This window comes from Filomicrobium sp., from assembly GCF_025698805.1.
Classification (GTDB): Bacteria; Pseudomonadota; Alphaproteobacteria; order Rhizobiales; family Hyphomicrobiaceae; genus Filomicrobium; species Filomicrobium insigne.
This window is the reverse complement of sequence record NZ_JAILWT010000003.1, coordinates 721,106-735,130: the sequence shown is the minus strand read 5'-3', so window position 1 is coordinate 735,130 and position 14,025 is coordinate 721,106. Positions and strand designations below refer to the sequence as shown.

Annotated in this window: 10 protein-coding genes; 4 read left to right on the top strand and 6 right to left on the bottom strand. The window is 57.5% G+C overall.

The window, feature by feature from the left end:
• Nucleotides 1-40: 40 nt before the first annotated feature.
• Both K5845_RS10820 and meaB read right to left on the bottom strand, forming a co-directional pair.
• On the bottom strand, nucleotides 41-658 hold the full coding sequence (locus K5845_RS10820; protein WP_046479260.1) for a pyroglutamyl-peptidase I: 618 nt from the start codon (nucleotides 656-658) through the stop codon (nucleotides 41-43).
• Between the two features lie 57 nt (nucleotides 659-715).
• Nucleotides 716-1,717, bottom strand: a complete 1,002-nt coding sequence (meaB, locus tag K5845_RS10815) for a methylmalonyl Co-A mutase-associated GTPase MeaB (RefSeq protein ID WP_046479259.1) — start codon at nucleotides 1,715-1,717, stop codon at nucleotides 716-718.
• 276 nt (nucleotides 1,718-1,993) lie between these two features.
• Here meaB and K5845_RS10810 point away from each other — a divergent pair, with 276 nt between their 5' ends.
• From K5845_RS10810 to K5845_RS10800, 3 genes are all read left to right on the top strand, one after another.
• On the top strand, nucleotides 1,994-3,862 hold the full coding sequence (locus K5845_RS10810) for an alpha/beta hydrolase (protein WP_244512413.1): 1,869 nt from the start codon (nucleotides 1,994-1,996) through the stop codon (nucleotides 3,860-3,862).
• 73 nt (nucleotides 3,863-3,935) lie between these two features.
• Complete coding sequence (locus K5845_RS10805; protein WP_046479258.1) at nucleotides 3,936-4,337, top strand: hypothetical protein; 402 nt, start codon at nucleotides 3,936-3,938, stop codon at nucleotides 4,335-4,337.
• A 104-nt stretch (nucleotides 4,338-4,441) separates the two neighbouring features.
• Entirely contained in the window at nucleotides 4,442-5,029 is a 588-nt protein-coding gene (locus tag K5845_RS10800) for a hypothetical protein (RefSeq protein WP_287958970.1), read from the top strand.
• Between the two features lie 14 nt (nucleotides 5,030-5,043).
• On the opposite strand, the gene K5845_RS10795 is transcribed toward K5845_RS10800, so the two are convergent.
• The 3 genes from K5845_RS10795 to K5845_RS10785 form a co-directional block, all read right to left on the bottom strand.
• Nucleotides 5,044-5,844 (bottom strand): 2OG-Fe(II) oxygenase, encoded by an 801-nt coding sequence (locus K5845_RS10795; protein WP_090228655.1) that lies wholly within the window; start codon nucleotides 5,842-5,844, stop codon nucleotides 5,044-5,046.
• Nucleotides 5,845-6,483: 639 nt separating this feature from the next.
• Nucleotides 6,484-8,646 carry a methylmalonyl-CoA mutase gene (gene scpA, locus K5845_RS10790; protein ID WP_090228656.1) on the bottom strand — a complete coding sequence of 721 codons (2,163 nt, stop codon included), beginning with the start codon at nucleotides 8,644-8,646 and terminating at the stop codon, nucleotides 6,484-6,486.
• A gap of 118 nt (nucleotides 8,647-8,764) precedes the next feature.
• Nucleotides 8,765-10,732: a methylmalonyl-CoA mutase family protein gene (locus K5845_RS10785; RefSeq protein WP_287958969.1), complete on the bottom strand. Its 1,968-nt coding sequence runs from the start codon at nucleotides 10,730-10,732 to the stop codon at nucleotides 8,765-8,767.
• 267 nt (nucleotides 10,733-10,999) lie between these two features.
• Between K5845_RS10785 and K5845_RS10780 the strand changes: the two genes are divergently transcribed.
• The gene (locus K5845_RS10780; protein WP_046479253.1) at nucleotides 11,000-12,490 is read left to right on the top strand and encodes a helicase HerA-like domain-containing protein; all 1,491 of its coding nucleotides are present in this window, start codon (nucleotides 11,000-11,002) and stop codon (nucleotides 12,488-12,490) included.
• Between the two features lie 20 nt (nucleotides 12,491-12,510).
• Here the strand turns inward: K5845_RS10780 and K5845_RS10775 are convergent, their stop codons facing one another.
• Nucleotides 12,511-13,746, bottom strand: coding sequence for a patatin-like phospholipase family protein (locus K5845_RS10775; protein ID WP_244464949.1), 1,236 nt, complete (start codon nucleotides 13,744-13,746; stop codon nucleotides 12,511-12,513).
• Nucleotides 13,747-14,025 lie beyond the last annotated feature (279 nt).

The window sequence follows — 14,025 nt, the reverse complement described above, 5'->3', positions numbered from 1 at the left end:
CAGTAGTGGCTGAGCATGCAAACAGCGGGCCATAAAACCCTCAGAAGCCCCTCTCCTCGAGGCAAGTCTGCAGGATCGCAACGCCACCGTTAACGATGTCGTCTACGGAAAGCCTGCCGTTCTTGCCGCTGAGGTCGACCGGAAGGTGAACAAAGCCGATGCAACTGTTGTTTCCAGATAGACGGTTGAGCGAGGTATACAACACGTTATTGCACAGATAGCCGCCCGCATCCTCGGAGAGCTGCGCGGGAAACCCCTCCGCGCGGAGCCGATCGACGATGGAGGCCGCCGGAAAGGTCGAAGGGAGCGCATCCGGCGCGTCGGCCGCAATTTTCGGGGCCAACGGAAAGCTCCCGCAGATATCAACGCTGCTGTGGCAATGATTGCGAGCGAGGGTTTCAATAACAAGCCCCTCCGCGCGGCGTGACACCCCGAAATGCAAAATGACTTGCGGATTTTCGTCTGCAATCAATTCAGCGACCTGTCGGGGAGCAACCTCCCAATCGACGGGGAGGATACGCCAAGTCAGCCGCACGCCTGGAAGTGCTGCGATCGAGAGCGCCAACCGCTCTACAACGACCGCGGAGGCGTTTTCAGGTACACCTGGAAACGAACCGAAACCGGTAATGAGCACGCGAGCCGTCGCTATCTGGGTCATTCTCGCAAACTTAGTCCGCTTGGGCAGACTCACAAGCTACCGAACGGCTCTATTGGCTCAGGACATGCCCATCAGCGCCATGATCCGGTCAACAGCGAGCGTTGGCAGCAGTTGTCCATTGCGAACATCAGCTTCGATCTGAGGCAGCTCAGCAGCGACCTTCGCATTGGAGTGCAATGCTCCCATCAGCCGCGCTTCCAGCATGTCACGCATCCAGCCAACAGCCTGATGACGGCGCCGCTCGGCGAACTCACCGGAAGCCGTCGTCAATTCGCGATGTTGTTTGATTTTGTCCCACAGTTCATCAAGACCATTGTTCGTGGCGCCTGAAATCGTAAGAACCGGCGGCGACCATGTCGTCGATTGCGGCGCGAGGATATGCAGTGCGTTGCGGTATTCGGCAGCGGCATTCTTCGCGCGCAACACGTTGTCGCCATCGGCCTTGTTGATCGCGATCATGTCCGCAATCTCGATGATGCCCTTCTTGATCCCCTGCAGATCATCGCCACCACCGGCCAGCAACAGCACGAGGAAGAAGTCGACCATATCGGCAACGGCGGTTTCGGATTGTCCGACACCCACCGTCTCGACGATCACGACATCGAAGCCGGCCGCTTCGACCACAGCCATTGTTTCACGGGTCTTGCGCGTAACGCCCCCCAGCGTGCCCGAGGACGGCGACGGTCGGATGAAGGCCTGTGAGCTCTGCGCAAGCTGGCTCATGCGGGTCTTGTCGCCAAGGATGGAGCCCCCGGTTCGCCGCGACGTCGGATCGACCGCGAGCACCGCGACTTTCAGCCCGCTATTAACGAGGTTCATGCCCAGTTGGTCGATGGTGGTCGACTTACCCACACCCGGCACACCAGTGATGCCAAGCCGGACGGCACCGCCGGTGCGAGGCAGCAAAAGCTGCAGCACCCGTTGCGCGAGAGCTTGATGTTCAGCCTTGGTGCTTTCAATCAGCGTGATGGTGCGCGCCAGCATAGCGCGATCACCTGCGGCGACGCCTTCGGCAAATTGTTCAGCGCTGGGCTGGCTCTTGGCCGTCTGGTTCAACATTCCTACGGCCTTCCATGACCTTGCATTGCGTTTCCTTGATCTGCGGCTCAAGGGACCGGTGACCCCGGCATCAGGCGCGACGCTTCGTGTACAATGTGATGCATACGAGCCGCGCCACGCCCCGAAACCGCCCGGTTCTCTTACCAAGGCTGTTTCAGTCAAGAAAGGGCCCGTGTCACCATGTCAAATGGCCTGTATTGGGATCAGGGTGCCGCACGCGAAACGTATTAACGACGAAGCGCCGATCGGATTTTCCGGCGCCGAGGAGCATTGCAGATGTCGGATTTCTCTCCAACCACGATGATCGCGCTAGGCGTCGCAGTATTTTTTCTGTGCGCCATGGTTTGGTGGGCTGTCCGCCGCGCGCCTCCCATGGCACGCATCGCAACAAGAATTGTTGTTGGCACCGCCTCTCTCGTCTCCCTCGCACTGTTGTTCTTAGCAAGCGAGATGGAGCTCCGCGCGCCACTTCCAGAAGTCGCGGCACCCACGCAGCAGACGCCAGAAGTTGCGGAGAAAAAGCAGGCTGCCAAACCGGAAGGCGTAGAACCGGAGAAAGACACAGCTACCGCTTCCGCTCAGGAAAAGGCAGCGCGCGCAGAGGCGCGTCGCGTAGAAGAGGAAGCCGGGCGCCGGATTGGGGAACTGGCCGCAGAAAGGAAGGAGGAGATGGAGCGCGGTGCGGCGGAAAAAGGCGCGACGGCGCAATCAAGCGAAGTACTTGAACAAGAGCGCAGAGAGCCCAGTGCAGGGGCCGCGCCTTCCTCCGGTGGACTTACCCAACTTCCGGAAATTGGCGGTGCGACACGCGGATCTCGAGCAACGGGCGAAAGTTCTCAGAAGAAATCATATAGCCGCAGTTTCCGTAGGCCTGAAGCATCAGGAGCACCACCTGGTGCTAAAATGGCGAGACCTGCCCGACCGGAATTTCAGCCATCCGCCGTGCCTCCTCCCAGTGCGACGGCGCCGACGGCGGCACCGCAAATTGCCCCCCCTCCCGAAACGGAGATGGCTGCTCCAGAAGCTGAAATGGCCGTTGTACCGAGTGAGTCGGCAACGGAATCTGAAAACGAGGATTGGAGTGTTGTTCCCGTTTTCTACGGAACCGATCGCGAACGGAAAAGTACAAACACTGAGGCCACGGAAAAGATTAGCTACGACTGGCAGCGGGGGCGACGTCTCGAGTTGGGACGTGCGCTTGTTACGATCCCCAAGGATCACGTCGTGCCGATGGTCGAGCGGCCGTGGGCCATCCGTATTCCCTACATCAACGTCACTCTGTACGAAGCAGAAGAAGACCCCAAAGAGCATTTCACGATCAAGGAGTTGAAGGCGCTCACCCGTGAAGAATTTCTGGATCTCGTGCGTATGCGCCTTGCTGGGTCAACGCGCTTCAAGGACCACGCTCTTGTTTTCGTGCACGGCTATAAAACGACCTTCGAGAACGCCATCTTCCGTACCGCTCAAATCTCTTACGATTTGAAGTTTGACGGTGCGCCGTTCCTCTATAGCTGGCCGTCCGGCGGTACGCTTCAAGGTTATACGTATGACCGGGAGAGCACGGCGCAGGCGGAACCCTATCTGCGCAAGTTCCTTGAAATGGTCGTCAGCGATACCGGCGCGAAGAAGGTCAGCATCATCGCCCACTCAATGGGGAACCAACTTCTGCTCCGTGTATTGCAGGATCTCAAGCGTTCTCTACCCGACGGTGTTCTAATCAGTCAGCTGGTATTGGCCGCACCAGATGTCGACCGTGACAGCTTTGAATACATCGTAGGATCGATCCAGGGGATTGCAGAGGGGATCACGCTTTATTCGGCTGCTAATGATCAGGCGCTGCAGATTTCCCGCCGCGTCAACGGTGGTGTTCCGCGTGCGGGAGACGTGCCCGATGATGGCCCCATTATCCTGGAAGGAGTAGACACAATCGATGCGACAGCTAGCAGTATGGATAGCATCGGCATCAACCACTCCGGCTACGCTGAGAACAATGCGCTGTTGGAGGATATTGGCAGATTGATCTCATCAGGCCTGCGACCGCCAGAAAAACGGGTGCCGACGCTTGAGCGCGTAACCATCGACCGTGGCACCTACTGGCGCTATCCGGCCATCGCTGTCCCAGACGTAGCCGGCACGGGGAAATAAGGGATGGGTTTCGACGGGCTGTCGTGCAGTTTAACACCAGACCTGCGAGTGTACGCCCGTTAGGAGGACTTCCATGTTTCGCGCAATTGGCGCGCTGACCTTGCTTTCGCTCATACTGATCGGAGCGGCGACGAAAGCCCGCGCCAATCAGACCTTTATCTGCGAAGATGGCAGCCAGGTCACGGTTCTGCCCGGGCAATTGGAGTTGATGAAGCGCACCGACCCCTGTGTCGCGCGCCACTTCGGGGGCGTGCCACAGCCTCAGCAACCAGCTGCACCACAACCGTCTTGGGCCCCGATGCAGGCGCCGCTCCCCGATCGCAAGCCAGAAGTTGAAATTGCGGGCTTCGCCGTTCCCGAGGGGCAAGAGGCCGCAGCACCAAAAGCGAAGAAAGAAGTCGAATCCGACTACCGGAACGTTCACATCATCAACGCAAGCCCCGGTTCCGCGCAGTTCTTTGAACACAAGCGTTAGCTTTTGCTTGGCATCGATACGCCGATAAACTGTCAGTTAAGTAGGAAATGCCAAAGTCCGTAGGAGCCGTGCGTCGAGCGGTACGCGAACTGCGGGGGTGTTTCATGCGTTCTGTTTTCTCAGCGAGCCCAATGCGGCTGGCTCTAAGCGTTTTCTTCTTGGGTTTTTGCGCAGGAATTCAGCCTGTAAAGGCCGACCCGGCGCTAAAGGCTTCAAAATTTCCAGAACGCGACTTTGCAGTGGCTGAGGTTCCCGACGCGAGCCAAAACGCCAAGGGGCCAGGCGATAGGGATGAAAGCGACCCTTACGCCGATTGGTCGCGAAGCAAACTAGAAAACGAAGTCCATTTCAAACGTCACCCTCTGACTGAAAACTACCCCAACGATTTCGCTGTCGTGTGCGAAGCCGGTTGTAGCTCCGGACGCGTTGGGGTCGTTGATCTCACGCCACGTCGTCCCGCCCAACCAGCAGCGGGCAACGGCGAAATACCCATGATAGAGCTTCTGAGCAATGCAGCAGTCTGCGTCGGCGGATGCTACACCGATGCAGGACCCCAAATGGCTTTTGCGGGAGGCGACATTGGATCAGACGCCATGAACTGGCTGACGACGGTCGAGCCAAAGGCGTCGAAGCCGTCAGCGCAGACGGGAGCCCGTTGGTACGATCGCATCCAAGGCACTGAGCCCCGATAAAATCGGAGTCTCCTTTAGGTCCAAAGCGCACGAAGGCCAAAAAACGCTGTGTCTTTGATACGGCGTTTGATGCCCTGGGCGACGCTCGAATGCGTGTCGGTTGCGAACGTCATCGACAGCATGACACGGCGTTCTCCGGCGGCGATCGGCGTCACGCGGTGCAGGACCTTCTGCCCTTCGAACATGACGAAACGGTTCGGTGGAGTTTCGACCACGTCGATGTCCCGCCCAAAGCGTGCTTCCAGGCGCGCGGCAGAAAGACCATCGCCCGTTGCATTCCGATTGATGATTGGAATGAGAACGGTGACGTGGCGCCCTCGGTAGAAATTGTGATCGTAATGCCAGCCGATATGATCGCCGGGACGGTCATAAAAAAGGATGGAGCAGGAACTCTGGTCGTTGATTGGTGTGGGACGAGCAGTATCGCCTAGGATCGAAGATACGAGCTTTGAAAGAGCTGGGGATCTGTAGAGGGCGACCACACGCGGCGCTTTCACCATCAACGTCTCGTAGGCAACGGTGCCACCCTTTTTGTGCGCGGGCAGATAGCTGCGCTCTGTTTCGACGAGCGTCTCGATTTCAGACCGCAGAGCCGCGAATTGGTCGGCTGGCAATACGTCATCAAGGTAGACAAGCCTTCTGTCGAAAGACGGAAGGCGTTCTTGGCTTCGGGAGTTGAGCACATCGCCAGTGAGGAATTCTGAAACAGCAGAGGTTTCGGATTCCAGCGACTTATAAAGCTGCACTCTGCTGTAGCGCAGATAGGCCAAAGTGGCACTGAATAAGAGAAAGCCCACAGCAAGGGTAAGCCACATCACGTTAAGGCTCCTCAAGTCGCGAACAAATCACTCAAAACATTCTAGCGCAGATTGGTTCCCTTGCCGATGGTTTCAAGACGGATCATTCCGGCGCGTTCACAACAGCAAGGTTGTGCTAATGCGGTCGATAATAGCAAGCGACGATCATGGAGACGCAACAGGGAAAGAGTAGAAATATCATGTAGATATGCGGAAGGACGCGAGCCGCACAATTAAGCGCCAGGCAAGGGAGTTCCGAAAATGGGAGCTTATCGCTGCAACAATTTGAACACATAAAGCTGAGGCGGCGGCTGAAATTCTATATGCAAGACATAATAAATGCTCAGAAACGCTGGAGCTCGTTTTTGCATTAGAATTGAACGACGACCTCCCTCATTGGATCGGAATAGCTATCGGCCGGGACCACAGCGGACATATGCGATATCCGACTTGGTCAGACCGATTGTGCAGGAAGGCGCGCTCAAAAAAGCCGGTCCCAGAAAAATAGGTGCAGTAGAGCACCGGCTTATTGTGATTGGGCGCAGGCCGTGGCCAGGAGTGCCACACGAGTATCCCACCTGGAGATGCCGTGACAGCCAACCACGCCAGTATCAAAAAGCAGACTGACGTAGTGCCCGCACGCCCCACTGTTGCCGACTACTCAGCCGCTTCCTTTGCATAACCCAGGCTTTGACTGAGCTTTGCAATGAGCCCCGCAGCCGCTTGCGGAATGTTCGTGCCTGGACCGAACACAGCCTTGGCGCCAGAAGAGAACAATTCATCGTAGTCCGCTGGTGGAATGACACCGCCCACGACGATCATGATGTCGCCGCGTCCTTCCTTTTCTAGCGCTGTACGCAGTTCCGGTACCAATGTCAGATGGCCAGCGGCGAGTGAAGAGACACCGATGATGTGGACGTCGTTTTCGACGGCTTGTCGCGCTGCTTCATCAGGGGTGGCGAAAAGAGGTCCGATGTCGACGTCAAAACCGAGATCCGCGAATGCAGAGGCAATCACCTTCTGGCCGCGATCATGTCCGTCCTGGCCCATCTTGGCGATGAGAATACGTGGCCGGCGGCCATCGTGCTTTTCGAAATCTTCAACCAATGCCAGCACACGGCCAACATCTTTGTTCATCGATTTTGCCTCTTTGCCGTAGACGCCGGAAATTGCGCGGATCTCCGCCCGGTGTCGCGTGAACACCTTTTCCATTGCGTCCGAAATTTCGCCGACGGTCGCTTTTGCGCGGGCTGCGTTTACGGCGAGTTCCAACAGATTGGCGTTGCCGGCAGCGCCGGACGTCAGGGCCTCAAGGGCCGCGGCGACTTCTGCGTCGCTTCGCTCGGCCCGCAACCGCTCAAGTTTGGCGATCTGCTGCTCACGGACCGCCTTGTTGTCGACTTTTAGGACTTCAAACTCAGCGTCTGTTTCTACCGTGTATTTGTTGACGCCAACAATGGTCTGCTGACCAGAGTCGATGCGTGCCTGCGTTCGTGCCGCGGCTTCCTCGATGCGCATTTTGGGAATACCGGCGGCAATGGCTTTCGCCATACCTCCGAGGCTCTCGACCTCGTCGATGTGCTTCAGTGCGCGTTGCGCCAGATCGTAAGTCAGCCGCTCAATGTAATAGCTGCCGCCCCACGGATCGGCGATCCGGCTTGTACCCGACTCTTGTTGCAGGAATAGCTGCGTATTGCGCGCGATGCGGGCTGAGAAATCGGTCGGCAGCGCGATCGCTTCGTCGAAGGCGTTGGTATGCAGAGATTGCGTGTGCCCTTGCGTCGCCGCCATGGCTTCTACGGCTGTCCGTACGACGTTGTTGAAAACGTCCTGCGCCGTAAGGCTCCATCCGCTGGTTTGTGAGTGGGTACGCAACGAAAGCGAGCGCTCATTCTTCGGCGCAAACTCGGATTTGACCAAGCCGGCCCACAACAAACGGGCGGCGCGCATCTTGGCGATTTCCATGAAGAAGTTCATGCCGATCGCCCAGAAGAACGACAGCCGTGGCGCGAACGCATCGATGTCGAGACCCGCCGCCACGCCTGCGCGCGCATACTCGATGCCGTCAGCAAGCGTGTATGCCAGCTCCAGATCTGCCGTCGCTCCAGCTTCCTGCATGTGATAGCCGGAGATCGAAATGGAATTGAACTTCGGCATCTTCTTGCTGGTGTAAGCGAATATGTCGGAGACGATGCGCATCGAAGGTGCGGGAGGGTAGATGTAAGTGTTCCGCACCATGAATTCTTTGAGAATGTCGTTCTGGATCGTTCCCGAAAGCTTGTCCGGGGAAACGCCTTGTTCCTCGCCCGCAGCAATAAAGAGAGCCAGAACGGGTAGGACCGCGCCATTCATGGTCATGGAGACCGACATCTGCGACAGGTCGATGCCCGAGAACAGCGTGCGCATGTCGTAGATGGAGTCGATCGCAACGCCCGCCATGCCGACGTCACCACGCACCCGCGGATGGTCGGAATCGTAACCGCGGTGCGTCGCCAGATCGAAAGCGACCGAAAGGCCCTTCTGCCCGGCTGCAATATTGCGCCGATAAAATGCGTTGGAATCCTCAGCTGTCGAAAAGCCCGCGTATTGGCGAACAGTCCACGGCTGCGTCACGTACATCGCCGGATAGGGGCCGCGCAAAAATGGCGCGATCCCAGGATAAGCGTTGTCGACAAAGTCCAACCCGTCGATATCGGCGTTGGAAAAGCCAGGCTTGACGGGAATTCCCTCGGGCGTCTGCCAGACGGGGCCGCCTGCGGCGGCATCGGCAGCCTGAGCGGCACCAAGATCGATCTTCGTAAAATCAGGAATTCGCGTCATTTTATTTGGCCTTGAGAGGTCGAGCGCTACGGCTGTCGCCTTCGTTATTAATTAGCACAATTCACAGTGTACCGCTGGCAAAGCTATTTGACACGCGTTTGCGCAAACGGAGAACACCCTATTGGGTAGGGATGCCGAGATGATCGTGCAACTTGCGTAATAGGCTAAGGACGTCTTGGCCGGCATAAATAAAGGCATCGACCCCGGCGGCTTCGAGTGCAGCGGACTGTTCGCCCGGACGCCCCGCCATGTATACATGGCTGGCACCTTGCGCTTTCAACGCTTTTGCGACGGTTTCACCCATATCAGCGTATTTCGCATCGCTAGATGAAATGCAGGCCAAGCGAGCCCCACTTGCCGCAAATGCTTCCGCCGCTTCATTGGCATTGGCATATCCATCGGAGATCAATGCTTCGATGCCGCCCGAGCCCATCAGATTTCGGATCCAGGATGAGCGTGCCGTGTGTTCCGCGATCGCACCAAGAGCAGCTACGAAGATTTGTGGGCGCTGTCCCTTCTCCGAAAGATAACGATCGGAGGCATCGCGTAATGCCTCGAAAGGCTCGCTGAGCCGAACGCAGGGTAACGGGGTTGCTGTTGTTGCGCCGACTTCTGCTTGCACCACTTTGCTGCGCGTCGCGTGCTCCTTGAAGGTTGAGATGAGTTCCGCGAATGTCAGCTCGCTATCGCCTTCACGCAGAGCCGTTGGCGGTGTGGTTGCTCGAGGTTCGACATCGAGAACTTTCACTGGAGCTTCGTTGAGCAAAGGAAACTCGCTCGTTCCCGTGACCGCGGCACGACGCGTCGCGATATCGCTTGCGCGCTTCTCGCGAACCTGAGCGATGCGATCGTGGATTTTGCCCGCAACGAGGCTCTCGACGATACCGCCTTCAGCTTCAATCTCCTGGAAGAGCGTCCATGCGGCCTGAGCCAACTCGTCCGTCAAACCTTCATAGGCTCCTGATCCGGCGGCGGGGTCGGCGACGCGCCAGATATTCGACTCTTCCTGCAAAATAAGATGAGTGTTGCGCGCGATGCGCCGTGCGAAGCCATCCGGCAATCCGAGAGCAGCCGTGTGGGGAAGCACGGTGATGGTGTCCGCGCCTGCAATGCCGGCCGTGAACGTAGCCATGGTTCCACGCAGCATATTCACCCAGGGATCGCGCTGGGTCAGCATGCGCCAAGCGCTTTCTGCGTGGATTTTAATCGGACGCGGAGTGAGGCCGGAAGCCTCCTCGACACGCGCCCAGAGACGTCGCAACGCTCTAAGTTTCGCAATTCCTAGGAACTGGTCGGCATCAACAGCGATCGTCCACGATAAGGCACGTGCCGCATCATCAATGTCCAGGCCCGTATCGCTAAGCGCACGAAGATAGGCAACACCCGTAGCGAGCGCGATGGCCAACTCCTGGACTTCGGAGGCGCCGGCCTCATGGTACCCGCGTACGTCACATGTGAGGAATGGACCGGTGAAGCCCTGCGCTTTGAGTGCCACTACGGCATCGCCTAGACGCTTGGAAATGGCCGCCCAAGGCGCCGACATTACTCCCGTCGCGGTCATGGTGCCGATCGGATCTAGTCCGAAGTCGACCGCACATTCTGATGGCGTGTGTCCGCGCTGTGTAATCAAGGCCGCCAGCATTGCGGCATTCGCTCGGCCGCCATGCGCAGGTTCAAGCCGAACCGTGATCATGTCTAGCGCCACGCCGGCAAGAGCAGCATCAAGATCACTGACGGTTTGTGCTGTCAGCCCGAACCCGCGTGCCGCGCGGCTGCCGTGCGGCACGATAGCGATCGCGTCACTTCCACCCTGGAGGTCATCGAGGATCAGTTGCGAGGCCACGTGCGCATCAGGATGATCGACACGCTGGCAGATCCGCCATGGCCGTTCCGTCTCGGTTCGCGTGACCCGTGGCTTGTCACCGGCGCGCCCGTAAAGCGGCAAAATGCGGAGACCGTCGGCGGAATGCGATACCATACGCTTTTCGAAGTCGCCGCCCTTGAGCGCCTTTTCCACCAGCTTGACCCAGGCATCGTGTGTTCCCGGCTCGAAGTCGGCCGCGAGGGGGCGAGCTTCAGTTGTCATTGGGCGTGTCTCTCCATTCCAGTGATTTAGTGCAGATCTCAATTCGCACGAAAAAGCAGCGAAGCGGAATTGGGTGTTTGGTCGCTCCAACCACTTTTGTGCAGCACAGCATAGTCATTGTGGTGTCACACAAATAGATATCTTGCAAAGATGTTAGTCGGTCATGCAACTGGGTTTGCAAAGCGCGGATGTACGTGCATAGAGGTCAGATCTGTCCGTAAGCTGAGTCGCTTCGATACCGTCACTAATCCCGCGAGGTCATGAACAATGAGCCAATCGGTTCTCCAGGATGGCAAGATCTATCTCGGAACCAGCGTTAAGCCTGAGTATCTCGATCTCAAATTGGCGAACCGCCACGGCTTGATTACTGGAGCGACGGGTACCGGTAAAACGGTGACCTTGCAGGTGTTGGCCGAAGGCTTCTCCAAGAATGGTGTCCCTGTTTTCGCTGCCGATATCAAGGGCGACTTATCTGGCATAGCAAAAGCCGGTGAGCCGAAGGATTTCATTGTCAAACGCAATGAAAAGATCGGCCTGACGGAATACCAGAATCAAGCCTATCCCACCGTTTTTTGGGATGTCTTCGGCAAATCGGGTCATCCGATCCGCACGACCATCCTAGACATGGGGCCGCTGCTTCTCTCGCGCATGCTGGAACTCAATGAAGTCCAGGAAGGCGTCCTCAATGTCGCGTTCCGTGTCGCTGAAGAAGAGAAACTTCCTCTGCTCGATCTGAAAGATTTGCGCGCGCAGATACACAACATCGGCGAGCGCGGCAAAGAGCTCTCGATGAAGTACGGGAACGTTGCGACCGCATCGATCGGTGCGATCCAGAGGCGTCTGCTGGTTTTGGAGGAGCAAGGGGCCGACCAATTTTTCGGCGAACCGGCGCTCGATATAAACGACTTCATGCGCGTCAGCATGGATGGTCGCGGTATAGTGAATTTGCTGGCTGCAGATCAGCTCATGCAAAAGCCCCGGCTTTACGGCACGTTCCTGCTGTGGATGCTGACGAAACTCTGGCAGACGCTGCCGGAAGTTGGCGATCAGCCGAAGCCCAAGCTGGTTTTCTTTTTCGACGAAGCGCATCTGCTGTTTGATGAAGCTCCAAAACCCCTTCTCCAGCGCATTGAGCAAGTCGCGCGTCTCATTCGTTCGAAGGGCGTCGGCGTTTACTTCATTACGCAAAACCCGCTCGACGTCCCTGACAGCGTTTCTTCGCAGCTCGGCAACCGCATTCAGCATCAGTTGCGCGCGTTCACTCCTAAGGAACAGCGGGCAGTCAAGACAGCGGCAGAAACCTTCAGGCCAAACCCGGACATCGATACCGAGCGCACGATCCTTGATCTCGGCATCGGTGAAGCGCTCGTTTCGATGCTTGAAAATAAGGGCGAACCGTCAATGGTGCAGCGGACATTGATCCGTCCGCCGGAAGGTCAGATTGGCCCACTCACAGACGAGGAACGCGCAACGCTCATGAAGCGTAGTCCCGTCGACGGCAAATATGATGAGGCGGTTGATCGCGAAAGCGCCCATGAGATCTTGGCGAAGCGTGCTGAAGAGCTCGCGGCCAAGGAGGCTGAACTGCAAAAACAGGCGAACTCCGGAGGCACAGGCAGCTGGCTGGGGAACGTCATTTTCGGTCGCGGCCCACGCGGTGGTAAGTCGCTTGGTGAACAAGCCGTCAGCTATGCAAGCAAGTCGATCATGCGTCGGCTCGTAAATACGCTGGTGCGCTCGATCATGCGAGGGCGCTGACCCGATCGAGAATAAAGTTCTTAATTCTGCGCAATTGTATCCGGTGGCTGTTTAAGCCACCGGTTTCCGGCTTTGCCGACCTTGTAGCCTTCGTCAAATAATGCGCGCTGATAGACCGGGTCGAAGAACTGCTCGGACTGCACCTCGAACTCGCGGGGTACCGCAATGAAATTGAAATCGGCGCCAGCGTCCTTAGCCATGCGGTAGATGCGGTAGATCTCGCCTTGGCTTTGGCTCTTGATAAGAGTCGAGATTGCCCGAGAAGCAATCGGTATCGTTTGCGAGCGGATCACCTTCTGTTCGGGGTCGATTTTGGCATTGTTGACGATGTAGATGCGGCGCACGGGAGGCTTCTTGTAAAGTCTGTCAAAGGCTCGGAAAGGCACTTTAACCGGTGAGACGAAAATCTCCTGCGTCGTACCGCCATCAACATGCATCTCCGAATAGATTTTGCCGTCGACCTGCACTTTGATATCGACCGGCGGAAATGCCCCGGGAATGGCGGCTGAGGCGAGAATGACGTCTCTGAAAAGATGCAGGGCGTTTGGGTGCTTGCTGGCGGCAATTTCACCCATGTTCCAAACCACCGGGCGCTGGGCGTCGAGGTTCGTCGTGCCCACGAGCAGGATACGCCCCCTGCGCTGATATTCGTGCGCGATTTCTCGCATCATCCGATGGTCGACGTAGCGTGCAATGAGTGCCTTGAGCGGCGCGGTATCTGCAAGCGCCGGGCCGCCAAGAAGGCCGGGCAGAATCTGCGCGGTCGCGATCTGCGAGGTCTTGTAGCCGGTCCAGATCTCTTCGAGGTCTTTGTCGTATTGCGGGCCCAGAAAGGCGAACGGTGCAATGATCGCACCGGCGCTTATACCCGTGACGACTTCAAATTCCGGGCGATCCCCTCGCGCCGTCCAGCCGGCAAGCAGGCCAGCGCCGAATGCTCCGTCACCGCCACCACCCGACAATGCGAGGATATCGACGACAGGACGTTCCTTCAGCTTCACCGATGCGAGCGAAAAACCGGGCATATTGGGCAGGCGTCGTTTGACTTCCGCACCGATATCCGCGGGAACTTCATCACCCCAGAAGCGGACGCCTGGCAGTCCGGCTACGACAGCTTGCCGGGCTAAGCGCGCATCATCGATGCCATCGCGCAAATCAAGCGTAGCGCAGCCGCCCGCGGCGGCCGCGATTGCCATCATCAGCAGCGCGACGCCGATAGCTCGCCAAAGCGGCACGACATACAATCGATCTGGCAAGAGCACGCCCCCAAGACATGCAATCCCCGTTACAAACTGAACTCGTTTCACAACCTCGTGCCGAGCGCAGCCAGCTTCCAAGCCCCTCAAGAACTCAACGCAGCCGTTTTGTTCTTTTTGCTTCGTAAGCCAATGATCTATGGCTTAAAGCCAAGCTTCCGTCGAGAGTTTGGCAGCATCATCTGTCAGAAATTCGATGCTAAAGATCTTTGGTGCTCAAATATTGGGCAGAACTTCGCAGCCTTCCTACAACTAAACGGTATATCCAACGCCTCTGCC